This window comes from Synechococcus sp. KORDI-100 (assembly GCF_000737535.1).
Classification (GTDB): Bacteria; Cyanobacteriota; Cyanobacteriia; order PCC-6307; family Cyanobiaceae; genus Parasynechococcus.
Window position 1 is genome coordinate 1,169,509 of the sequence record NZ_CP006269.1, and the last position, 21,709, is coordinate 1,191,217.

Genomic DNA, 21,709 nt, shown 5'->3' on the forward strand with positions numbered 1-21,709 from the left:
GTGTTCCACGTCTCTCCAGATCCACGCCTGGTCCGCAGGCTGCTTGGGCTTGTGATGCTCGCTGTCAGCAGCCTCGCTGTCAGCAGCATTGCCGAAGCCGTTCATGCCGCTGCGGATGACCTGCAGTGCCGCCATGGCGATCAACAGTGGACCGCCTGTCGCATGCGTCAGCCGTCTCCAGGGGAACACTGGTTCCTTGAGATGAACAGGGAGCGCATTGAGTTCCGCCACGATGGCAGCGGTCGGGTCCGCATGCGCATAGGCGACGATGCGTCCTGGGTCGTTGTGGAACCCCGCTGGACCAGCGGGCGCAATCTCTGCTGGGGATCAGTCTGTGCTCGAGGGCCAATCCCACTGGATTGAGCCTGTTTGGAGCGAAACACGGGTCTCTGCCAGTGTGGACCGAGTCCTGACGGAATGGCTGTGTTCGCGCTGACCTGCCGCGACTGCGGTGCTCCCGTTGAGATTCCCGGTCGTTACGGCTTCAAGCTCAAGAACACGGGGATCAGCACCACATTGTGCTCCGCCTGCCGTCAAGCGAACTTCCGGGAATCCCGTGCGGATGGAATCGCCTCATCCGATCAACTCGGTGTGGCGGGAGAGCGGCGGCGTTGGATCCCCCTGATGGTGGTCGTCGTGAGCGTGGCGTTGATTGTTGTTGGACTGTGGATTCGCAGGGACCTTGCCGGGCCGCCGAACGATCAGGACGCTTTGCCGAGAACAGCGTCTCCTTCCAAGTAAATCGTTTGGGTTGGGAATGCAATTTCAATCCCACGCTCTGCAAACGCTTTGAGGATGTCGAGGTTGATCTGCTGCTGAGCGTTGAGCGCAATCGTGTAATCCCGTGTATCGATGTAATAGACGAGTTCGAAGTTGAGACTTGAATCGGCAAATTCAGTGAAGTGACAACGGTTGAAATCCGTATGTTCAACGGCGGTTACGATGCCCTCAATTAGGGTTGGTATTTTTTCCATGAGATCGGGCGACGTGTCGTAGGCCACTCCGATTTTGTAAATCATCCTGCGCTGGGCCATGTCGGCGAAGTTGTAAATGATGCCGCTGATCAGTGTTGAGTTGTTCATCACAATGATTTCTCCGCGCAAATTGCGCAGCCGAGTTGATCGAACTCCAATATGTTCAATCGAAGCCCAAACATCGCCGATATTGATGAACTGTCCAACGGTGAAAGGTTTGTCCAAAAGGATCATCAGATAGGCGAACAATTCCTGGGCTGGTTCCTTCAGGGCGAGGCCGATTCCGATGCCGCCTGCACTCAGCAGGCCCCAGATGACTCCCATGCTGACGCCCAAGCTCTGGAGAAAGATGAGAAGTCCGACTCCCCAAATGATGGCTTGGATCAGGGGCATTAATGCCTCTGCCAGGAGCGTCAATTCGTCGTCGCCTGTTCGTCTGGCCAGGCCTTTCAGGAATCTGGCCGTAAAGCGATTGGCAAATCGGACGAACACCAGGGTCAGCATCACCCTGAGAACAATCTCGTAACCCTGCTGGAATTCTGCGCTGAGTCCAAGGTCTGCCTTGATTAAATATAAGGTCAGAACAATGCCCAGCGGTATGATTGATTGCCCCAGTGAACTGACAATGAAATCGTCGAAACTGGTTTTTGTTCTCTTTGTGAGTCGAGGCAGTACCTGACTGAAAATCAGTGAGGCTGCAAATGTAATTCCGACGCCTATTAATAGGTCTATTCCAATTTTAATCATGCTCCTTTAGATTCGTGATCTGTTAATCATCATGCTGTGAAAATGCCTTCAGGGCAATGATTGGTTGCGACTCAGCACGATGGACAGGTTGTTGGCCGGCATGCTGATGCATGCTTCGAGTTCAAACGCGTTCTGTTCGGTTGCCAGCTCAAGGACCCATTCCAGGTCACGCACGCCCCAGCACGGATTGCGCTCTTTCAGGGATTGGTCAAAGTCGGCGTTGCTTTCGCTGGTGTGGCATCCCCCTCGTTTGAAGGGGCCGTAGATGATCAGAGGTGCTGCCTGAGGCAGGAGTCGTTCCGCCTGTTCGAGCAAGGAACGTGTGCAGTCGGCAGGACTGATGTGGAGAAGATTGATGCAGACCAGAGCTGCCAGATCAGTCACGACTGACTCGGGAAGGTCCCAGGGTTGTTTCAGCACATCGAGATCCAGCGCGGTCGGCATCCGGGCGCTCAGCCCAGACGATGCGATCCAGGCATCGATGCTGCGCCGGTGCTGCGGATCCGGGTCGCTGGCTTGCCAGCGGATTCCTGGAAAGCGCGTCTGAAACGCGATGGCATGTTCGCCGCTGCCGCTCGCGATTTCCAGCACGGCCCCGGATGCCGGGAGCCAGTCAGAGAGAACGTTGGCGATCGGTTCACGGTTGCGAGCCGTGGCGGGGAAAACAAGGCGCGCGTCATCGTCGACCATCTGATCAGTCCTGGCAGGGCTTGGCCGCTGTACCGCACTGTTCACGGAGCTCGCCCAGCCAGTGCTGCAGAGCCTCGATGGCATCGGGTTGGAGCCGGTAATAAATCCATCGCCCGCTTTGACGATCGGCCAGGAGGCCGGACTCTTTCAGCACCCTGAGGTGAAAGGACAACTTCGACTGGGCAAGGTTCAGGGCACCGGTCAGTTCGCAGACGCAACGTTCGCCGGAGGCGAGACAGAGCAGGATGCGCTGCCGGTGTGGATCCGCCAAGGCCTTGAGCAGCAAGGTCGCCTGCTGATTTTGTAGCGGCCCAGAGGAGGCAGGAATCGCCGTTGGTTGTTGCATCAAAATAAATTGATTGGTAGGACTGCCCCACGTGTCCGAGCAGTCCGGTGCGAATTGGAATCAACGGGTTTGGTCGCATCGGAAGGCTCGTCTTTCGTGCCTTGTGGGGACGAGCGGGGATCGAGCTTGTGCACGTGAATGATCCTGGCGGAGATGCCGCCACCGCAGCACATCTGCTCGAATTCGATTCGGTTCATGGTCGCTGGGGGGGGCGACATCAGCGCCAGCTCCAATGGCTTCTCGGTGAATGGTTCCATGCTGTCTTGGTCTCGGCAGCAAGACATCACGGCTGTGCCCTGGAAGGCCTGCGGTGTGGAGATGGTTCTTGAAGCCAGCGGGGTGATCAAGACCCCAGAGGCCCTCACCCCGTACTACGACGACGTTGGGTTGAGGCGGGTGATCGTGGGTTGCCCGGTCAAGGGTGAAGTGGCTGGTGAACAAGCCCTCAACATCGTGTACGGCATCAATGATCACCTCTATGACCCTGGTCGTTATCGCTTGTTGACGGCCGCGTCCTGCACCACCAATTGCCTGGCGCCCGTCGTGAAGGTGGTGCATGAAGGCTTCGGCATTCGACACGGAATGATCACCACGATTCACGACATCACCAACACCCAGGTCCCGATCGATTCCTTCAAGAGTGATCTGCGTCGGGCTCGCTGAGGTCTCACCTCGTTGATTCCAACGACGACCAGCTCCGCCAAGGCGATTTCAATGATCTTCCCTGAGTTGAAGGGCAAGCTCAATGGCCATGCGGTGCGAGTGCCTCTGCTGAATGGTTCGCTCACGGATGCGGTGTTCGAGCTTGATCAGCCTGTGACCAGTGAGCAGATCAATGCTGCTTTCAAGGATGCAGCGAACGGATCTCTCCGGGGAATCCTGGGATACGAGGAGCGCGCGCTCGTGTCCTGCGATTACACCAACGACTCACGCAGCGCGATCGTTGATGCCCTCTCGACAATGGTGGTCAATGGCACCCAGGTGAAAGTGTTCGCCTGGTACGACAACGAATGGGGTTACAGCTCTCGAATGGCGGACCTCACCTGCCGTGTGGTGGAGCTGGATGTGTGACGCTCACAGCACTGCAGCAATACGGCATTGTCACGCTGAATTACTGGGCCTTCACACTCACAGACGGCGCATTGCGGATGCTGGTGGTCTTCCATTTCCACCAGCTGGGCTACAGCACGCTCGAGATCGCCTTTCTGCTTTCTGTTCCTCTTCTACGAATTGTTCGGCGTCATCACCAACCTCTACGGCGGTTGGATCGGTGCCAGATACGGGTTGCGGCTCACCCTCTGGGTGGGCACTCTCCTGCAGATTCTCTCGTTGGTGATGTTGATTCCAGTGGCCGCCACCTGGCCCAGGCTGATCAGCGTCTTCTACGTGATGGTGGCTCAGGCCATCAGCGGCATCGCCAAGGACCTCAACAAGATGAGCGCCAAGAGCGCCATCAAGACGGTAATGCCGGACACTCCGGACAATGAGCAGCTGGCTCAGAAGCAGTTGTTCAGGTGGGTCGCGATTCTCACGGGCTCCAAGAACGCCCTGAAGGGCCTGGGCTTTTTTCTCAGCGCCGTTCTGCTCAGCGTGCTTGGGTTCAACGCTGCTGTTGCCTGGATGGCCACCGGGCTGGCCATGGCTTTTCTCATCACGCTGGTGCTTCCTCGGGATCTCGGCAGGATGACAACAAAGCCATCGTTCACGGCGATCTTCTCGAAATCCGAAGGCATCAATGTGCTGTCGCTGGCTCGCTTCTTTCTCTTTGGAGCCAGGGTTGTGTGGTTTGTGGTGGCCCTCCCTGTTTTTTTGGAGATGTCCCTGGGCTTGGGGTTCAAGCAGGTTGGTGCCTTTATGGGCATCTGGGTGATCGGTTACGGGATTGTGCAGGGCACGGCCCCAGGTCTGCGTCGTCTCTGGGGGCAAACAGGCACGCCTGGAGCGTCAGCTGTCCAATTCTGGAGTGCTGTTTTGACAGCGATCCCAGCGTTGATCGGCGTCTCTCTCTGGAGGGAGGCCGATGTGGCTGTGGCGATCACGGCAGGGCTTGCAGCCTTCGGTGTCGTGTTTGCAATGAACTCCTCCATTCATTCGTACCTGGTGCTGGCCTACACCGATGCCGAGAGAGTCAGCCTCAATGTGGGCTTCTATTACATGGCCAATGCTGCAGGCCGCCTGATCGGGACCCTGCTGTCCGGTGCTGTTTTCATGCTGGGGCAGACAGCGGCCGTGGGAATGCAGGCCTGTCTGTGGTGTTCATCGCTGCTGGTGCTGCTGGCCTGGATCAGCAGTTTGCGGTTGCCGCCGCTTCAGCGGCCTGAGTTCCTGAGTGGAGTCTGAAACTTGCCGTCGTGGTATGGATGCATACAGCTCACTTTCGTCGGCATGGCGTGAATGGAAGGGCTGCTCACCGATCAATGATTGACGAACCCGGGAGCCCTGATTGCCGACTGGTGATCGAGGCGAAGCGATCATTAGAAGATGTGCTGCGGGTGCTGGACGGTCTGCCCCACACCGATCACATCCGTCGCCAGTTGCTCTCGGTGTACAACCAGCTGGAAGGGATGCATGATCTCAAGCGTGCTGGCGGCGCCGGCGTGTCCTTCCGCTCTTCCGACTGGTGTTCGAAAACGACCGACGTCCCGGCTGGCTGAACTGGCTGTTCCTGGTGATGTTCCTCTGGTCGACCTGGCAGCTGGCGGGATTTTGGTTTGAGCGTCTCGGCGGCTGAGTCAGGCCAATCCAAGACCTGTCAGACGGACGGTTCCCCAAAGGTCGAAAACGCAGAAAATCAACCCAATCACGATCAGATCCCAGGCACGGTGTCGAACGGCCCAGGGGGCGAGAAAGAGTTCGGCGACCCCATGCAGAGCGGTGCCGACAGCGATGTGTTCAAGCACCAGCAGGCCATGAGCCAGCAGGAACAACCCACTGGCCACGCATCGCATCAAGACCTGCCACGACCCGCTCAAATTCTCCTGGTAGAGAAAGGTCAGCACCTTAAGGGTGATGGAGCCACAGCTCAAGGGGCATCTTCGGCATAATGTAACGAATTCGTTACAAACTTCTCATGACAGTTGGTGAGGTGTTCCTTGAATCGCTCAACAGCGGTGTCATCACCCCAGGTGAAGTGGACTGGATGGCATCCCATCAGGATGATTTCAGCCGTGCTGAAGTTGCCACGGCCCTGCGCCTCGGTCGTTTGATGGATGAAGGTCAGGTCAATCTTGGGTGCCGCATCCCCGCTCGAGCGATCGAGCACGCCCAGGTCAGAGTGGACTGGATTGAGCCACTCTGACCCAGAACGTCAGTCCTTGTACGGGTAGTTGTTCGGAACGAAGAACTGCTCGTTGAATGGGGGGCGTATGTAGTCGCCCTGGGGAGGACGTTCAGGCATCTCGATCGGTTCCGGGGTCATGTCCTCGTAGGGCACTTTGTTCAGAACATGGCTGAGACAGTTCAGACGTGCACGACGCTTGTCGTTGGCCTCCACGGTGAACCATGGGGCTTCTGGGATATGTGTTTTGGAGAACATCACGTCTTTCGCCCTGGAGTACTCAACCCAGCGATTGCGGGATTCAATATCCATGGGGCTGAGTTTCCAGCGGGTTTCCTCATTCTCAATACGTGCTTTGAAGCGTTTTTCCTGTTCCTCGTCGTTGACTGAAAACCAGTACTTCAGGAGCAGGATTCCGTCCTGAACGATCATGCGTTCGAATTGAGGACAGGTGACATAGAACTGCTCCACCTGTTCCGGGGTGGCGAAGCCCATGACGCGTTCAACGCCCGCCCTGTTGTACCAGCTGCGATCAAAGATCACGATCTCACCTGCGCTTGGAAAATGTTCCACGTAGCGCTGGAAATACCACTGGGTTTTTTGTTGATCCGATGGCGTTCCCAGTGCAACCACCCTGCAACCTCGGGGATTCATCGGTTCAGTCAGGCGTTTGATCGCACCACCTTTCCCAGCTGCATCCCGTCCCTCGAACAGGATGATCATGCGGTAGCCGGTCGCTCTGACCCAGTACTGCATCTTGACCAGCTCCGATTGAAGCTTGGCCAGGTCTTTTTCGTATTTTTTCTTCTCTAGGCGCTTGTGGTCGCTGGAGAAACCTTCTTGGAGCTCCACAAGCAGTTCCTGCGGGTGGTCAACGTCATTATCGCTGTGATCCAAAGCATCGAGCACGGCGTCCATATCCTTTTTGTGGTGCTTGTGCTTGCTCATCAAGGAAGAGGTGAAATCCGCCCCCTTCATGCCAGCGATAGGTTAAGAAGTCATTGATGCTTAGATTTTTTGAACATTCCCCGTCCCGAACTGTCGAGGGGAATGCATAAAGCAGCACAAAAGCGACCGGGGGATGGCCCCACCGATCCGTCGGCTTGTTGGAATTGGAGCGTGCCGCCATGGCGCTCGACCACATGGTTGACGATGGCCAGTCCCAGGCCGCAGTGACCCTGTTCGCCACGGGCTTCATCGAGTCGCTGAAAGGGTTGAAGGGCCCGGTCCCACTGATCGGCAGACATGCCCTTGCCTTGATCCCAGACCTCAATCCGAAGCTGCACCCCGTCCTTCCTCAGGCGAACAACGATGGGTGGCGTGCCGTAAGTGAAAGCGTTGTTGATCAGGTTTGATACGGCGCGGCCAAGCGCGACCGGCCGGACGGGTGCGTTGACCGGCTCCAGGTTGAGCTCAAGTTGGTCGGGGGAGTAGCCGGCCACCACCTCCGCCAGCCATTGATCGAGTGGACAGGTGACCAGTGCTTCGTTTTCTCCCCCTTCGGCATACAACAAAAACTGGTCCGTAATCCTTTCCAGAGCGTCAAGATCTCTGCTGCAACGTTCCTTTTCGCTGGCATCAAGAGACGGCATCGAAAGCCGGAACTGCAGCCTGGTGATCGGTGCCCTGAGGTCGTGGGCAATGCCCGCCAGCATCGTGGCCCGTTCGCGGCGATTGGCGGCCAGACGCACCACCATGGCATTGAAGCGGGAGGTGATCCGCTGCACCTCAGGGGCTCCACGTGCGGGAACAGCGGGTGGATCGGAGCCCTCGCCCACGCGAGACAGGGCTCGTTCAAGACCTCGCAGCGGCCGCTCCACTTCCACAAGCAGGTAAACAACGCCGGTGATGATCACGGCACCGGCCAGCCCAACCATCAGCAAGGTCGGTTCAGGTGGCCAGGCGCGCACCGTGGGCAGTTCAGCCCGAAGCCAGACCGGCTCCAGTGGTGAGATCAATTCGATCCACACCTGGTCGCTCGTACCTGATCGGCGTGCTGGCACCAGCAATGGGCAGTGGGACAGGCGGGCGCACAGTTCTCGTTGCAAGCCGGTGATTCGCGAATCGCGTTCCCCTCGGGTCCTTGTCGGCCGAGGCGGTCGGATGATCACCGCCAGCTGAAGACCAGTCAGTTCATTGATCAGGATCGGCGGGTAACGCTCGAGAGTCAGCTCAGTGAGGCGGATGCTCAAGGCCAGCTCCCGACCGAGTTGAACGGTCTGAAGTCGTTCAAGTTGACGGCCGAACAGCGCCTGCAGCAGCAGCAGGCACAGCATCCAGCTGCCCAGCAGCAATCCGCTCCAGAGGCTGAGCCTGAGGATCAGCCGCCACCAGGGGATGGCCCGGTTCATTTCAATGGTCAGCGGGAGAGAAGCGTGCGCCCGGTCTAAAGAACTGGAAAGCCAATCATCCGTGAGCGCGTTACTCATAAGTTGCCGCAACGAGGTCCTGGATCCGTACAAAAAATCCAAAGACAGCTGGAAAACGACGTTATTTTTTTTGATTCAATCCACAGGTGCCCGCTGGCCTTGCGCGCTGAGTTGAACTAGCGGAGGCCGAAATGTGATTCAGAGCCTGTAAAAAATGTCACACCAAGACCGGTTTACATCTCTTTACAATTGCGTTGCTCTCTAGGTCTTTTATGGCACCCACACCCGATCCGACCAAGGTCTTCAACGAAAAACTGAATGGCAGACTCGCAATGCTTGGGCTGTCCATTGGGTTAATCACTGAATGGATTACAGGCCAGGGAATTATTCAACAGGTATTTGGAATCTTCAATTGAATTGACCATCTAGATGGATTCAGCTGAAGATTGAAAAAGGTTGTCTTATTCGCAAACTGCATGATCTCGTAAAAAAAGTCTCATAACGTAAAACATTAATATTATTCCTCTTGGTTGTGATTCTGTCATTCACAAATTATTTGCGAAAAGTTTTCTGAACTCCAAAAATCAGAATTTATTTTTGTGATTGATTGAAACGTATATAGAAATGGATAGGGCATCACGATTAGCTGCTATAACAGTTCAAATTGGATTAAATGGCCTAAGGCACTCGCAAGAAAGTCAGATGTACTCTGCGTCCGTCTACTCAATGATGGTCCACCAGCTCTGATTCAAAAACCATAAAAACTTTTCCAATTTAATAACTTAATCAAAAGGTGATTGAAATTTTTTACTGATTATCAAGCTTTTCAACGGCTGATTCGATCAGACCCTGAGTATCTGTGTTGAGCGTAGCCACCACGAAAAAAATAATAGAAACCACTCCTGTCAAAGCAATTGCAAAAGCACTGAGATTGCTCATCTCGAGATTGCCGTAGCTGAATGCGAAATCAGTCATTGATCTCAGGAGGGTCATAATTTATTTGTGTGCTTAGCATACTTTAATGAGGTCATTCAGTACAGGGGTTTTCTGATTTTTGTAACTTGGAGTTCCAGCACATAACAAAGAGAGAATTTGAACTTAAAAACTTATAATCTTGATGATCGATCTGAAATTTTCCCGTTTGAGCTGAGATTTTGTTTCACCAAAATAAATGAATAAACAGATGGTTTATTAATAGCGGTGGGGGATCTGGCATGATTCGTTTCTCGATTACTAACGATTCAATTTTATGGATAAAGCTTTATTGGAAATGGTTGTTTGAAATTACAATGAGTTAAAGGATGTCATTCAAAGAAGACGCTGTAGATCTCTCGAACAAAAGCGTTGGTGTAAACGAACCAAGCGAATACTGCTCCGCCACAGCCTCCTAACCAAAAACCGTTCGTGAATTTCCCCCAGCTTGATCGATTGAACAGTTCAAGGGGTGGTTGGGTAACAGTTGGGCCGGGAAGAGGGCTATAAAATGACCCACCGGCTTGGCCGTAGAGAAAAAACAAGGCAGTGAGAATGTGAATGGCACCAACCGTAGAAAACAGACCGATCAGTGTTCCAAATTCACTTGATCGCATTGGTCCCAGGAGTGTGAAGGGCCCATACAGGATGTAGCCGAAGGATGCACCCAGCTGGGCCCCTCTTGTGAAAGGCGAAAGGCCTTGTCGGTACACCGGCAACTGATTGATCAGAGACTTGATCAGAAAGCTGCTGTTCACTGGTGTAACAAGATCACCGACGCATGGGTCCTGAACCGGCTGGACAAGACTTTTTGGGAGTCTTGGATTGTTGTTCATTATTTTCGAAGGTTTACCCCTGATCCATTTATGACAAAAACCTGATTGTTCAAGAGAACTTTTGATCTAGAAACGCGTAACAAAAGTTCCTGCTCAAGAAATATTTTAATTCCAATACTGACAAAGACAGCCCATGTTTTAATCGTAATTAACTTGCGCGGATAATAAATGATATGCCTGTATGGTAATTATGTATCACTCGTGATGATAATAAGTTCTGCATGAGAATCAAGCGTGGATAAAATAAAATAAAAATGACTTACCTCAGCGCGATTATTGGGCTTTCTTCCATCCTTTGGGTCGCCATCGGAATCGTGACCCATGCAGAATGGACCCAGCGAGTATTTCTCCAGGAATCATCGAAAATCAAAAACCAGAATATAATGATTCAAAAATATGGATACAGCGCAATCTCAGGTTCCAGAAATCTTAAATTAAAGAAGGGCTTTGTCTTTGGTTACTGGGATGAGATCAATCAATCTGAAGACTTGGACATCCCGAGCGTTAAAAGTCCAGTTATTTTTGATTTGGTCAATGTCAGCCTCACTATATTCACATCTACGGCAGTCCTGATTATTTTAGGCAAGGGAACATTTGCCACACTGGGCTTTTCATACTAGATTTTGAGCCATAACTTTTTTTACACGAAATAGTGATAAAATATGGCTTGGAATTAAATGTGTCTATCAAGATGGCATCATCATAATTTTCATTTGATCAAAAATGAATACAGATATTAGTGAACTCGTGAAGACATACAAGTAAAGAAACAAGTAAAGGCAGTTTTTATTTGACATAATTAATGCTATGCCAACCACCTAATGTTTTCTGGAATGTACCTGGAAAGCGAATGCTTGACACTAAATTGCCCTGCATCTGAAACCATTAAAGTAAGATACGCAATCAGATATAAAGAAGATGTCTCATACTCATAGTTGTGGGCTTCTACGATTGCAAATGGAGCACCTTGCAAACCGCTATCAAGAAAATGAAAAACAAGAGCAAATACCATTGTAATTGACAAGCTAATTAGTGCGGGCCTGAAAAAAAATCCAAAGATGACTAGTCCTGACGCTATTAATTGTGTGTAGGCGGCTAAATATGTCCAGTACAGATGATTTAATGGGAGATAGTCAAAATACTTATCTATTATAAATGTTGTGAATCCTTGGGGATCGGATAGTTTTTCAAGCCCGTGATGGATCATCAAGGTTGATATCGATAATCGAACCAGAACAATCACTCCAGATTCAAGAATCCTGTAGCTAGATTTTGTTTCCAATGTTATTTGGCTGCATCTTTATACTTAACAACGCTGACAGCAGCACGAAAAAGAAATGGTGATAACCTGATGTTGCAAATTTAACAATCCAACGAGCAATAACCACATCCTCCCCTCATTCACGGGGGAAATTTGTAACTATTATTTTAATTTCAGGCAAAAATTGTAATCATCCAGTCATGACGCTTGAATGCTCGTCTGGATATGTTCGTAGCCGTAATACTGTAAGATATTTTTTACTGGGTAATGTAATTAAAAGCACATTCGATCAACAATAAACGTGTAATAAATAATAAATTTATTCAATCGCCAAGGCGTTGTCATGTACATTTGAAACATATCAATGTTAATGACAGATTCAAAATATTGAGCTTGCTCCCTGGCCATTTATTGAAAATATGATCACAATTAAATTGTGACTTCTGATTCGCGAAATGTTGATGCATCAAATCACCATCAAGCTTGATGACAAGAGTCAATCGTTTAAGTGTTCTGAAGATCAATACATTCTCGATGCTGCAGAGGAGAGTGGTATCGATCTTCCATATTCATGCAGAGCGGGTGCCTGCTCTACATGTGTAGGAAGAATACTCGAAGGCACAGTTGATCAAAGTGATCAGAGTTTCCTGGATGACGACCAACTCGAAGCTGGATTTGCTCTGTTGTGTGTTTGTTATCCAAGCTCGGATTTGGTGATCGAGAGTGATGTAGAAGATCAGCTTTACTGAATTAAAGGTTAATCGCAGACTTTCTCCGCAGGAGTCTATTCAATAGCCTCGGTTGGATTTTTATTTTTATACCACAAACATCTCACCAGAATGAATTTCACGATTGTCTATGCCACGGCCACTGGCCACAGTGAAAATATCGCTGAAAGATTGCATCAACTTATTCCATGCTCTGAATTAAAAGATCTTGACTATATCGACCAAACAAAGAATTTAACAGCAGCCGAAGCATTGATCTGCTGCATTCCCACCTGGAATACCGGTGCTCTTGAAAAAAGATCAGGTACTTCCTGGGATCAACATCTGGAGAATATTCGAGGCCTTGATTTTTCAAACACTGTTGTAGCCATTGTTGGACTTGGCGATTCAGCTGCGTTCGGCAAGTACTTCTGCGATGCAATGGAAGAGTTGTACACAGCCTTTGTGAAGGCCGGGGCAACAATGATTGGACAGGTCCCAATCGATGATTATATTTTTGATTTTTCAAAGAGTAATATCGATGGATTGTTCTGCGGTCTGCCAATTGATGAAGATAATGAATCTGAAAAAACAGAAGGAAGACTCTCGCAATGGGTTGCCCAAATCACGTCTCAGGTTTGAGAGATCTATAAATTAAAAATAGCCCTACAATTCACATTTCGATAAAACATGTAGGTATTGATTTTGCTTCGATTCTTTGCTCTGTTTCTATTCTACGTGGAAATCACCTTGAACAGAATTCATCACCATTATTGTTCTTCACTCAAAAGCTTAGGGGGCCAGAAATGAGTTCCTCAAGTAACAAGGCACGAACGCGATACGCCACTTTGTTGCTACAATAGTGCTTTGAATCTGTTTCGCGAATGAGAGAGTTTGGCGCAAGTTATGAGTTGTCAAGAATGTTCAGGCAAGTGAAGCTACTGCAGCATTGTCATGTGCTGGATCCTGAGAAGCTCTTTCACCAAAAACAAAGAGAGCGATTCATGAGGTTGTACGGGCAGAAGTGAAACGGTCTCAGTGTTGACGTTTCTTGATCTCATTGACGTTGAATAGTCTGCAGTGGTTGATCTGGTGACCGAGCGCGCCCAAGCCCATAAAGCCTGTTGAACGTCTTGGCCGTTAAATGCGAGTTGAGTCGAATTTCGAGTGTGGTTCGCAGCAGATCTGCAGAATCTTCCAAATGCTTGACTTCGCAGACCTTGATCTCCTCTCGCTTCATGCGCTGAACCGAATGGACGCGAACAGGCTTTTGCGCGGTGTCTGCAGACCTGTTCGTTGCCATTGACTGGCTCTGGTTTTGGTTTTTTTGATCCCCCCGTACGAGTCAACGTCGCCAATCCGGAGGGCACAGTTTGGAATGCCCTGATGTCTGCATCGTTTCTCAGGCTTCGATGGCGTGTCGAGCAATGTCCCGGCAATGTCCATTGAGCACGTCCTCTTGGGAATCATGTCTGAAGCTACAGACCGTCAACTTCCTGAGCTTTCAACAGTCAACCGACACCATGCTCCGGCAAATCGTCTTGAGCATGAGATGACTATATCAGTACAATTAGCGGTAGAAATCTTCTCTTCTGAGTGGAGTTTTACGACTGTTGGTACGCACATAGAAAAAAGCCGTAATGGCAACAGCTGCGAGAGGTATCGCAGTTAGGAGAAGAAGTGCGATAGCAGTATAATCTTGGTTCACGTCATTGAAATTTTCTATACTTTATATCTGGTTGCTATATACTATTGTTTCAATTTTATCTTGTTGGATGGTTCAAATTATTCGTCCACTTGTAACTGCTTGGCTGCAGCATTGTTGCATCCAAGTCATTGCGAATAAGAGATTAATGAGTCAATTGAGGTTCAATCATGGCTTTCTCGAGGAGTGTTTCGTGATCTATTGATATGGATCAATTTTTGGTGTTATATTGTTTATACAGGAATTGCAATTGGTGCAATCGCCGCTTTGTATGTTGATTTAGATATTGATCTGTGATTGTTCAAGTCTTGCCCATGTTTCGCCTGACTCCACGGCCTTGTTGAAAAGCCTCTAAATCCTTTTTGGCTTCCCACAATTTCGTGAGGCGTTCATGGCTCTGATATTCCATCCAGTTGGCTTCAGTTGCCACGACTTTGGCATGAAGGGCTCTTTCGGTTTTGGTTTCAAAACGAATGACGCCTTGATCCAAAGGTGCGTTGCAGAAATAATCCCAATTGGGCTCGATCATCTTGTCAGATGTTCAAGATCTCTTGGTAGTCTAGTAATGATTTTTGGCGAGCAAATCGGATTTTACAATATCAAGTAAGCGGACTTATTTGAGCCAGTTAAATATGTGGCTATAAAATGATAACCGCTGCTGAATTAACTTTACAGCGTTTTTGTTCTAATTGACACTGCTCGTTCATCGGTCTGATTTAAATTTTATAAGCTGATTAAACCTTTTTGGCTTTCCATTTCGTGTATGGATTTTCGAATTATCGCTGTCGTTTTCCCAATACTTCTGGCACTCTCCTGGGCTGGTTACAATATCGGTCGTGCAGCATTGGGACAGATTCAGCTAGCCCTGCTTGATTTCAAGAAAAACACGAGTGACAGATGAAAGTTTCCTTCAGGTCTATGTTTTTTTTAATCATCTATATCATGATTTGCGCAGGAGTTTTAGTGCTTTCGTCGCGACAGTCAATTCCTCAGCCGACGGGATTGTTGGTTGTCGCCATGGTGGTCACGCCATTGATCGTTTCGATCTGTGGCGGATTACCGACTGATTGTCTTCGTAAAGCTGATTGATTCAACGGAATAATTGTTTTGGCAGGTGAAGTTGATCCTCTGTTTTGATTCAACCAAGGTTAGGTTTGTTCCCCCGTAAGGGAATGCTTTTCAATGTCTGAACCAAAAGTTGTCGCGCATCAGAATGGCCTTCATGCGTGGCCCGGGATTTTGCTTTTCCGGCTGTAAAGCTTCGGAAGTTTGTCTCTAAAAACGTGTATTCGAGATTGAAACAGTCTTGTTTCGGCTTCATAATTGCGATAATCCTTTGTTCTGCTAAAAGTAAGGAATTCTCATCATGTGTTGTCGTGCGTTAGGCTCCTGCACTGCGTTGGTTGTTTCAGAAGATCGATCTCCAGGATTTGTTTCTTGCGATGTAGCTACCCCAAAAATAAATCGTGAGAGCCAATGTCAGTAGGAATCCCATCCCTGTCCCCCATTCCAGGGTTTTTTCGACTCCCAGAAAATCGATGCAATGAAAGAATCCTCCACACATGAAAAACATAAAGCCGAGTGCTCTGAATCCTTTGGGAAGGTCATGATTGTTTTCAAGCATTGTCAGGCTTCGGGAGAACAAGGCGAATGGCTGTCAACCAGGCCATGCTGATGACGGCGAGTGCTGGTAGGACTGCAACAAAAGCGCTTGTGGGATCGTCGCTGTTGATGAAAGACTGCAGCAAGGCACTTGTTGCCAGAAAAGCAAAACAAATTGATGTGAATCTTTTTGATGTTATGAGCTTTGCCATCGATCTGGCCGTCAAAATCTGCGGATCAATCATTTGATAGAGCCATTTATTTTCAGTCTGCCGCGATAACAAGATCATGAAGCGCAATTGATCAGGTTTGCGGCGTAAAATGATCCATTTGTATGTCCTTTAAAAGCATTGGCATTGGTTTGATAGCCCTGACGATTCGCGCAGGAAACGCGCTCGTTTCACCCGGAACGATGCCGAGGCTTTTCACAGCTGTCATCAATCACCATCCTGCGACAAGCTGAGGGATCAGCCTTGTTCCTGCCATCTCAACAGCAAAATGCTGAGGCAGTTGCGTTGCCGGCGGGAGTCCCTGGCTTCTTCATCCTGCTTGGCTGCTGAATGAGTTCTTGAGTCTGCGTGGATTCCGCATCGACGCCATCGTCCCTGACGCCAATACCTCCGCCGAAGTTCGAGGGCAGGGGCCATTCTCAACGTCTGGTTCTGGTTGCACTGGGGCTGGTTCTGTGGTCAGACCCAGCAACCAGCCCCGTCTCAGACTTACTTTCTGGAACGAGGCTCGCCATCAGGCACAAAGACGTAGCCGTACCCCCAAACCGTCTGGATGTAGCGAGGGCGCGTCGGATCCGGTTCCACGAGCTTGCGTACCCGCGATATCTGCACGTCCATGCTGCGGCTGTCGGTGTCGCAGCCTGGGCCGCGGGCAAGTTCGATCAGCCGGTCCCGGGAGAGCGGCCGATGGGGGTGTTGCACGAATGAGGCGAGCAGACTGAATTCGCCACTGGTGATCACCACCGGCACGCCATCCTTGAACAACGTGCGTGCCGACAAATCGAGCACGTTCTCTCCGAAGTTCACCTGGCCGCCCTCTGCCACCGGAGTGCCTGCGGGCATGGCGCTGCGACGTCGCAGCACGGCTTCAATACGGGCCGTGAGTTCCCTCGGCAGAAATGGCTTGCCCAGGTAGTCGTCGGCACCTTGTTCAAGGCCGATGATCCGGTCAACGGCCTCGCCCCGAGCCGTCAGCATCACCACCGGAAGGTCATCACCGGCATCCCTCAGTCGCCGGAGGGCTGTGAGTCCATCGTCACCCGGCATCATCAGATCGAGGACAAGCAGATCCGGGCGTTGAATCTCAAGGCGAGCCTCGAGCTGCTTGACGTCACAGAGGCAGCGCACGTCATAACCCTGGTCAAGCAGGTAAGTCCCGACCATCTTTCGGAGTTCCGGGTCATCGTCAACGACCCAGACCATCGATGTTCGGGACATGCTGACGAGTCAGAACGGTGGTCTGCCGATCGTATGCAGTGCCCGCATCGCTGTCGCGGACCAGACGGACCCTGTCACAGCTGCAGGCCGACGGTCATGGTTCAGTCATCGTCAGCCCTTGGCAGCGTCCATAGGCTGTGGCCATGACTGTTCTGAAGCGATCCGGGGTTCGATGGCTGTTCCTCATCCTGGTCTTGTCAGGTCCAGCCCTGGCTGGTCCGAGCGGACAGGTCATGCGTGTGTACAACAACAGGATGGAAGAGATGTTTATCCGACTCGATGTCAATCGAGACGGTCGTCTCGACGCCGGTGAACTGGACGGTCATCGCGCCCTCAAGCGCCGGTTGAAGCGTCAGAAGAACCGCAGCTATCTCGTGATCGATGATTTCGGGCCAACCCCGGACGCTCCCAGTGGCCGCCGTTTGAAACGCCGTTTCCGCAAGGCCGACCAAAACAATGATCAGAAACTGAGTCGCCGTGAAGCCAGCTCGATTCCCTGGCTGGCCCGTCAGTTCAATGGGTTTGACCGAAACGGTGATGGCAGCATCACGCTGCAGGAACTCTGGGACAGCCAGCGCTCCTTGGCTCCTCCTCAGCGTCGACCCTGAGACGGCCGTCCTGTGAGCATCAGGATCAATCGCAGCAACCGCCAGAGTCCGCCCAGCATCAGAACCGTGGCCAGGATCACGAGTGCCGCGATCAGAACAACGGCGGCAAGTCCCAGAAATGCCTCCAGCAGTTGCTGCACCCCCCGGATGAGATCGGCAACCGCTTCGCTCACCAGCAAAACAACGTCGACCTGCTCGGGTAGTCGTTGCAGCCCGATGATGATGCCGCAGCTCCCGGCCAGCATCAGCACCACCGCCGACAGCTGCCGGAACACCACACCCGCTGGGACTCTGCGGCGTCTTTGGAAGACCCGTCGCGGCTTCGGAACGGGATGGTTTGGGCGCCTCATTGAGGTCATGGCACAAACTGGTGGCCAGCGCCACGCATCCAGCGTTCAAATTCGATCAGCACCAGCTCATTTGGGCAGTCGATCAGGGTGAGCTGGCCGACGGTGCAGTCGCCGTAGCCACTGTGATGCAGGGTCAGGTGATACCCGGAGCCGCTGAGTCCACAGACTTCAGGATCGCTGCGGACGACAACATCGAGTGAGGCTCCAATCCTGGCAACCCGTCGTCTTAGATCAGACCAGGTGGCCACCATGAAGCTGAGTTCCGCGTGTGCCCGGAACCTTCATTCTGGTCAACACGTCTGCAGAGTCAACGCCTGGCTGCTGCTCTTCTCCTGGCTGACGCTCGTTCAGTCGTTTTTGCCGTTCGAGTCGCTGCTGCCCGTCGATTCCGATCTGGTTTCGGTTGAGTCTGCAGCTGATTCAACCGCAGGCTGAGGAGTCTCGATGGTCGGCAAGGGGATCACCATGGCAACCAGTGCACTGACGGCCAGGGCAAGACCGCCGAGAAGAGGGGCTCCGAAACGTCGCTGCAGGGGAATCCGCTCGACCAGCTCGTGGCGGGCCAGCGGTTGATCGGCTGGTAGCTGCCAGGCCAGTTGAACCCGTTGATCAAGCCTGAGCCGATCCAGAACACGCACAAGGTCGCTGAGTTCGGCATCGTCGATTCTCAGTTTCAACGGCTCCACGCCATCGCGGCTGCTGCGCAGCTCCAGTTGATGACGGTCTCCTTCCGGAGAGATGACGACGAAGCCCTGATCGGTTTCGAAGCGACGGCCGACGCCGGACAGCTGATGACGGGCGTAGGGCATCACAACCGCCATCAGGGCTTCAAGATGCTCGCGTGTGCCTTCCAGTTCCGGAGCTGCAACGAGCTGAAGCTGCCATCCGGACAGGATGCCGATGCTGTCGTTGCCCTGATCGGCTGACAGATCGGGATAACCCTCAACCACCAGGCGGGCTGCAGTCTGTTCGTATCGGTAGGAGTTCTTCAACATGGTCTCGGGTTCAGGGTGTCGGATCCAGCAGGGTTGCCCGTAGACGATCGATCCCCCCAGGCCCAGCGACCAGGGCCAGGGTGTTGACCATCTGCCGCTGGAGAGCCCCGCTCTGCAGTGGATCCAGCAAGCGAACCACAGCCCCTCGGCGAGGGTTCATCCGTTCCTCGATCAGATCCCTCAGACGTTCATCCAGCAGGGCCCAACGCTGTTGTGTGAGCTGTTCCGGTTCCCGTGCCGAGAGCAGCTGATGCAGCATCGGGTAAAGCCTTTCTGCCATAGCACAGACCAGACAGATCAACGACTCAGCGTCGATTGGATCCATCGGTTCCCGGCGGGTAGAGCGTCTCAGAGGGTTGTGACAACGCCGCTTCCACAATTCAACGCGGTTCGGGAATCGTTCCTTCAACCCCATCTGCTGGCTGGTCCAGAGCATGGCCTCCCCGCCATTGAGATCAAGGGCTTCGATGGTCAGCAGGAGCAGGTCGAGGCGCTCAACCCCCCGGCGGCTGAGCCGGGAGCCGCTTTGCGATGGAGCTTCAGTCATGGCTGCGATGATGCCAGGGGTCGTGCATCTGCGTCATCAAGCTTTGGACCTCGAGTCTCATATCCGAGCGATTCCTGATTTTCCCAAGCCGGGAATCCTGTTCCGTGACATTTCACCCCTGCTCAAGTCTCCGGACGCGTTTGCCGAGGCCCTGCGTCGACTCGGGGCGATCTGCACTGACCTGCAGCCGGATCTGATCGTGGGAATTGAGGCGCGAGGCTTTCTGGTCGGAGCTGCTCTTGCCCAGGCGCAAGGTCTGGGATTCGTACCCGTGCGAAAACCCGGCAAACTTCCAGGCGACGTGATCGGAATCGATTACGCCCTTGAGTACGGATCGGATCGCCTCGAAATCCAGAACGACGCATTGGCTGAGCAACCCTCGGTTCTGATCGTTGACGACCTCCTCGCCACTGGTGGCACCGCAGCAGCGACAGGTGAACTGGTGAAGCGTGCTGGAGGACGGCTGGCTGGATTTTCTTTTCTGATCGAATTGACTGGTCTGCAGGGGCGCAAGGCGCTTCCCGCCGATGTGCCCTGTCAGGCGCTGTTTGGCTATTCCTGAGTGTTTTGCCAGTCGAGGACCTGTTGGAGTTGCTCAAGGCTGAGCAGTCCGAAACTCCAGAGCACGATCGGTAGAGGTGCCTGTTCGAGTTCAGCCTGTCGCATCCCCAGATTCAGGGCATTCGTGCTCAGGCCGAGACGTCGCTGCAGAAACTGCTGCAGCGCCTCCGAGGGCATGGGCTGGGGATGACTGCAAACGACCATCGATCCCGGCTGTGGTCATGATCAGTTTGGCAACGGACTGAGAATCCGCAGTGGCCCGTTGGTCATTGCCCGAAGGCTCAGCCGCCTGAACAGCGCCAGTTTCTCCAGCAGCAGCAGGGCTGCGCTACGAAGTGGCAACAACGTCGGTTGGCGGTTTGAGAACAGCCTCACCAGCAGATCCGTTGCCAGGCTGACGAGAACGACATCAACCAGACGCCGGCTGGCATAACGACGGGCCTTGCTCCGGGCGGACTCCGATTGTCTCGCCAGCGCTGCAAGCGTTTCAACGTCTCGCCAACAGAGGTTGAGCCCCTGTCCACCGACCGGGTGGCAGCGGTGAGCAGCTTCTCCTAGCAACACACCCCGTCCCGATGACAGGCGGCGAGCCAGCATGAGTTGCTGCGGAAAGGCTGCGGGTTGATCAAGCAGCAGGTCTGGTTCGATGCCATCCGGCAACACCCCTGCGAGCTGGTCCAGAAAGGCAGCATTTGACAAAGCGGCACGCTGCTGACAAAGCTCCATGGGTGCGCTCCAAACCACCTGAAAACAGCCATTCGAGAGTGGCAGGACGGCAAGTGGTCCCTCCGGACGAAACAGCTCATAGGCCTTCCCTGAGGCGACACCGCGAAGTGCGACCTTGGCGGTGAGGCAGCCTTGCCGGTATCGGTGCAGCCATGTCCTGATCCCCCAGGCCTGTCGTGCCGGGGATGCAGGACCATCTGCAGCGATGACAAGGGCATTGTCATCAGGGCCTGGGGGCGGCGAACCCAGATGGAGCTGAACCTTGCGCTCAGAGCGCAGGCGGTGGAGCAAGACCTCCATCAGCGGGCGGTGGTCAAGGATCCAGCCGATGGCACCGTGGGCCCGAGAGGACGGATCAAGATCCTGAAGAGAGAACAGAACACGACGCTCGACGGCTGCGTCACTGAGATCGAGCTCCCGAAACGGAACAAGGGCAGGGAGAAGTTCAGTCCAGACGTTGAGCTTCTCGAGCAACCGCCTACTCGAATGGGTGATGGCATAGGCCCGGCTCCGAGCTTTCAGCTCTGCATCAGATTTGGGATCTGCAAGATCAACAGAGTGCCCAAGCTGGGAGAGCGCCAGCGCCATCAAGGCTCCGCTGGGGCCGGCACCAAGAATGTGAAAACTGGATGGAATGCTGGAGGCCATGCACGGAGTGTGACGGACCTCCAGCCCTGAGTGCGATGTCAGCCCAGGCCGAGCAGGCCATGGGTGAAGGCTTCACCACCCATTGCGAATTCGGTGGCCAGCAGAGCGATGAAGCCAAGCATCGCCATACGGCCATTGAGCTTTTCGGCACGGTCGTGGAAACCCCAGCCGCGTTCCGCTTCAACGACTTCCATGCGAGGTTCCGCGGCGAAGGCGTTCAGCCGTCCACCATCTTCTGTGGTGACTGTGGCGCCGCGGATCACAGGAGCTGAGGACGATTGGGTCATGACGCGGACTCGATTGGTTTACAAAGAACTGTAAACCAGGATTAAGAAATGTG

Annotated in this window: 30 protein-coding genes and 2 pseudogenes; 14 read left to right on the top strand and 18 right to left on the bottom strand. The window is 52.8% G+C overall.

Annotation, left to right across the window (positions count from 1 at the left end):
• Window positions 1-363, top strand: a complete 363-nt coding sequence (locus KR100_RS05900; protein ID WP_051847340.1) for a hypothetical protein — start codon at window positions 1-3, stop codon at window positions 361-363.
• Window positions 364-417: 54 nt separating this feature from the next.
• On the top strand, window positions 418-741 hold the full coding sequence (locus KR100_RS05905) for a hypothetical protein (RefSeq protein WP_038544011.1): 324 nt from the start codon (window positions 418-420) through the stop codon (window positions 739-741).
• On the opposite strand, the gene KR100_RS05910 is transcribed toward KR100_RS05905, so the two are convergent.
• From KR100_RS05910 to KR100_RS05920, 3 genes are read right to left on the bottom strand one after another with little or no spacing between them, the layout of a single operon-like run.
• Window positions 702-1,721: a mechanosensitive ion channel family protein gene (locus tag KR100_RS05910; RefSeq protein WP_038544014.1), complete on the bottom strand. Its 1,020-nt coding sequence runs from the start codon at window positions 1,719-1,721 to the stop codon at window positions 702-704. The two genes, KR100_RS05905 and KR100_RS05910, sit on opposite strands and share 40 nt — an antisense overlap.
• A 48-nt stretch (window positions 1,722-1,769) precedes the next feature.
• Window positions 1,770-2,411: a DUF938 domain-containing protein gene (locus KR100_RS05915; protein WP_038544016.1), complete on the bottom strand. Its 642-nt coding sequence runs from the start codon at window positions 2,409-2,411 to the stop codon at window positions 1,770-1,772.
• A gap of 4 nt (window positions 2,412-2,415) precedes the next feature.
• A complete protein-coding gene (locus tag KR100_RS05920; protein ID WP_051847341.1) occupies window positions 2,416-2,757 on the bottom strand; it encodes a helix-turn-helix transcriptional regulator in 342 nt (113 codons plus the stop codon).
• Window positions 2,758-2,804: 47 nt separating this feature from the next.
• On the opposite strand from KR100_RS05920, the pseudogene KR100_RS05925 reads away from it, so the two are divergent.
• The 3 genes and pseudogenes from KR100_RS05925 to KR100_RS05935 all read left to right on the top strand — a co-directional run bounded on the left by KR100_RS05925 (window position 2,805) and on the right by KR100_RS05935 (window position 5,411).
• Window positions 2,805-3,828, top strand: a pseudogene (locus KR100_RS05925) (ArsJ-associated glyceraldehyde-3-phosphate dehydrogenase).
• Window positions 3,825-5,097: pseudogene (gene arsJ / locus KR100_RS05930) on the top strand (organoarsenical effux MFS transporter ArsJ). The pseudogenes KR100_RS05925 and arsJ overlap by 4 nt, the downstream one beginning before the upstream one ends.
• Before the next feature lie 77 nt (window positions 5,098-5,174).
• On the top strand, window positions 5,175-5,411 hold the full coding sequence (locus KR100_RS05935; protein ID WP_038544018.1) for a hypothetical protein: 237 nt from the start codon (window positions 5,175-5,177) through the stop codon (window positions 5,409-5,411).
• Window positions 5,412-5,489: 78 nt separating this feature from the next.
• Here the strand turns inward: KR100_RS05935 and KR100_RS05940 are convergent, their stop codons facing one another.
• The gene (locus KR100_RS05940; protein ID WP_081858958.1) at window positions 5,490-5,729 is read right to left on the bottom strand and encodes a hypothetical protein; all 240 of its coding nucleotides are present in this window, start codon (window positions 5,727-5,729) and stop codon (window positions 5,490-5,492) included.
• Between the two features lie 98 nt (window positions 5,730-5,827).
• Here KR100_RS05940 and KR100_RS05945 point away from each other — a divergent pair, with 98 nt between their 5' ends.
• Complete coding sequence (locus tag KR100_RS05945) at window positions 5,828-6,055, top strand: hypothetical protein (protein ID WP_038544020.1); 228 nt, start codon at window positions 5,828-5,830, stop codon at window positions 6,053-6,055.
• Window positions 6,056-6,064: 9 nt separating this feature from the next.
• On the opposite strand, the gene ppk2 is transcribed toward KR100_RS05945, so the two are convergent.
• Both ppk2 and KR100_RS05955 read right to left on the bottom strand, forming a co-directional pair.
• Window positions 6,065-6,982, bottom strand: a complete 918-nt coding sequence (ppk2, locus tag KR100_RS05950; protein WP_038548090.1) for a polyphosphate kinase 2 — start codon at window positions 6,980-6,982, stop codon at window positions 6,065-6,067.
• A 50-nt stretch (window positions 6,983-7,032) separates the two neighbouring features.
• Window positions 7,033-8,385, bottom strand: a complete 1,353-nt coding sequence (locus KR100_RS05955; protein ID WP_038544022.1) for an ATP-binding protein — start codon at window positions 8,383-8,385, stop codon at window positions 7,033-7,035.
• Between the two features lie 290 nt (window positions 8,386-8,675).
• On the opposite strand from KR100_RS05955, the gene KR100_RS15690 reads away from it, so the two are divergent.
• On the top strand, window positions 8,676-8,819 hold the full coding sequence (locus KR100_RS15690) for a high light inducible protein (protein ID WP_156097935.1): 144 nt from the start codon (window positions 8,676-8,678) through the stop codon (window positions 8,817-8,819).
• 391 nt (window positions 8,820-9,210) lie between these two features.
• On the opposite strand, the gene KR100_RS05960 is transcribed toward KR100_RS15690, so the two are convergent.
• Window positions 9,211-9,378 (bottom strand): hypothetical protein, encoded by a 168-nt coding sequence (locus KR100_RS05960; protein ID WP_156097936.1) that lies wholly within the window; start codon window positions 9,376-9,378, stop codon window positions 9,211-9,213.
• A 329-nt stretch (window positions 9,379-9,707) separates the two neighbouring features.
• Window positions 9,708-10,211: a photosystem I reaction center subunit XI gene (locus tag KR100_RS05965; protein ID WP_038544026.1), complete on the bottom strand. Its 504-nt coding sequence runs from the start codon at window positions 10,209-10,211 to the stop codon at window positions 9,708-9,710.
• 254 nt (window positions 10,212-10,465) lie between these two features.
• On the opposite strand from KR100_RS05965, the gene KR100_RS05970 reads away from it, so the two are divergent.
• Window positions 10,466-10,831, top strand: coding sequence for a hypothetical protein (locus KR100_RS05970; protein WP_038544029.1), 366 nt, complete (start codon window positions 10,466-10,468; stop codon window positions 10,829-10,831).
• A gap of 185 nt (window positions 10,832-11,016) precedes the next feature.
• On the opposite strand, the gene KR100_RS17015 is transcribed toward KR100_RS05970, so the two are convergent.
• A complete protein-coding gene (locus KR100_RS17015; protein WP_156097937.1) occupies window positions 11,017-11,454 on the bottom strand; it encodes a DoxX family protein in 438 nt (145 codons plus the stop codon).
• A gap of 473 nt (window positions 11,455-11,927) precedes the next feature.
• Between KR100_RS17015 and KR100_RS05980 the strand changes: the two genes are divergently transcribed.
• Window positions 11,928-12,221, top strand: coding sequence for a 2Fe-2S iron-sulfur cluster-binding protein (locus tag KR100_RS05980; RefSeq protein ID WP_038544030.1), 294 nt, complete (start codon window positions 11,928-11,930; stop codon window positions 12,219-12,221).
• A 90-nt stretch (window positions 12,222-12,311) separates the two neighbouring features.
• Window positions 12,312-12,821, top strand: coding sequence for a flavodoxin FldA (gene fldA / locus KR100_RS05985; RefSeq protein ID WP_038544032.1), 510 nt, complete (start codon window positions 12,312-12,314; stop codon window positions 12,819-12,821).
• Between the two features lie 1,364 nt (window positions 12,822-14,185).
• On the opposite strand, the gene KR100_RS05995 is transcribed toward fldA, so the two are convergent.
• Complete coding sequence (locus KR100_RS05995) at window positions 14,186-14,413, bottom strand: hypothetical protein (protein ID WP_038544036.1); 228 nt, start codon at window positions 14,411-14,413, stop codon at window positions 14,186-14,188.
• A 234-nt stretch (window positions 14,414-14,647) separates the two neighbouring features.
• Here KR100_RS05995 and KR100_RS14880 point away from each other — a divergent pair, with 234 nt between their 5' ends.
• Window positions 14,648-14,785, top strand: coding sequence for a photosystem II protein Y (locus KR100_RS14880; RefSeq protein WP_071839851.1), 138 nt, complete (start codon window positions 14,648-14,650; stop codon window positions 14,783-14,785).
• 749 nt (window positions 14,786-15,534) lie between these two features.
• Entirely contained in the window at window positions 15,535-15,735 is a 201-nt protein-coding gene (locus KR100_RS06005) for a hypothetical protein (protein ID WP_038544039.1), read from the top strand.
• Window positions 15,736-16,205: 470 nt separating this feature from the next.
• Here KR100_RS06005 and KR100_RS06010 read toward each other — a convergent pair whose 3' ends face one another.
• Window positions 16,206-16,934: a response regulator gene (locus KR100_RS06010; RefSeq protein WP_204207791.1), complete on the bottom strand. Its 729-nt coding sequence runs from the start codon at window positions 16,932-16,934 to the stop codon at window positions 16,206-16,208.
• A gap of 143 nt (window positions 16,935-17,077) precedes the next feature.
• Between KR100_RS06010 and KR100_RS06015 the strand changes: the two genes are divergently transcribed.
• Window positions 17,078-17,542 (top strand): hypothetical protein, encoded by a 465-nt coding sequence (locus KR100_RS06015; RefSeq protein WP_038544044.1) that lies wholly within the window; start codon window positions 17,078-17,080, stop codon window positions 17,540-17,542.
• On the opposite strand, the gene KR100_RS06020 is transcribed toward KR100_RS06015, so the two are convergent.
• The 4 genes from KR100_RS06020 to KR100_RS06035 form a co-directional block, all read right to left on the bottom strand.
• The gene (locus tag KR100_RS06020) at window positions 17,527-17,901 is read right to left on the bottom strand and encodes a hypothetical protein (RefSeq protein WP_038544046.1); all 375 of its coding nucleotides are present in this window, start codon (window positions 17,899-17,901) and stop codon (window positions 17,527-17,529) included. The genes KR100_RS06015 and KR100_RS06020 overlap by 16 nt on opposite strands.
• The gene (locus KR100_RS06025; protein ID WP_038544048.1) at window positions 17,898-18,143 is read right to left on the bottom strand and encodes a hypothetical protein; all 246 of its coding nucleotides are present in this window, start codon (window positions 18,141-18,143) and stop codon (window positions 17,898-17,900) included. The genes KR100_RS06020 and KR100_RS06025 overlap by 4 nt, the downstream gene beginning before the upstream one ends.
• A gap of 96 nt (window positions 18,144-18,239) precedes the next feature.
• Window positions 18,240-18,887, bottom strand: coding sequence for a DUF4335 domain-containing protein (locus KR100_RS06030; protein WP_038544049.1), 648 nt, complete (start codon window positions 18,885-18,887; stop codon window positions 18,240-18,242).
• A 10-nt stretch (window positions 18,888-18,897) separates the two neighbouring features.
• Window positions 18,898-19,434 (bottom strand): DUF3038 domain-containing protein, encoded by a 537-nt coding sequence (locus KR100_RS06035; RefSeq protein WP_038544051.1) that lies wholly within the window; start codon window positions 19,432-19,434, stop codon window positions 18,898-18,900.
• Here KR100_RS06035 and KR100_RS06040 point away from each other — a divergent pair.
• Window positions 19,433-19,996 (top strand): adenine phosphoribosyltransferase, encoded by a 564-nt coding sequence (locus KR100_RS06040; protein WP_204207792.1) that lies wholly within the window; start codon window positions 19,433-19,435, stop codon window positions 19,994-19,996. The genes KR100_RS06035 and KR100_RS06040 overlap by 2 nt on opposite strands.
• Here KR100_RS06040 and KR100_RS06045 read toward each other — a convergent pair.
• Genes KR100_RS06045 through KR100_RS06055 form a run of 3 tightly spaced genes read right to left on the bottom strand, consistent with a single transcriptional unit; the run spans window position 19,987 to window position 21,656 of the window.
• Window positions 19,987-20,199: a DUF2949 domain-containing protein gene (locus KR100_RS06045; RefSeq protein WP_038544053.1), complete on the bottom strand. Its 213-nt coding sequence runs from the start codon at window positions 20,197-20,199 to the stop codon at window positions 19,987-19,989. The genes KR100_RS06040 and KR100_RS06045 overlap by 10 nt on opposite strands.
• Before the next feature lie 21 nt (window positions 20,200-20,220).
• Window positions 20,221-21,369, bottom strand: a complete 1,149-nt coding sequence (locus tag KR100_RS06050) for an FAD-dependent monooxygenase (protein WP_038544055.1) — start codon at window positions 21,367-21,369, stop codon at window positions 20,221-20,223.
• 38 nt (window positions 21,370-21,407) lie between these two features.
• Window positions 21,408-21,656, bottom strand: coding sequence for a hypothetical protein (locus tag KR100_RS06055; RefSeq protein ID WP_038544057.1), 249 nt, complete (start codon window positions 21,654-21,656; stop codon window positions 21,408-21,410).
• Window positions 21,657-21,709 lie beyond the last annotated feature (53 nt).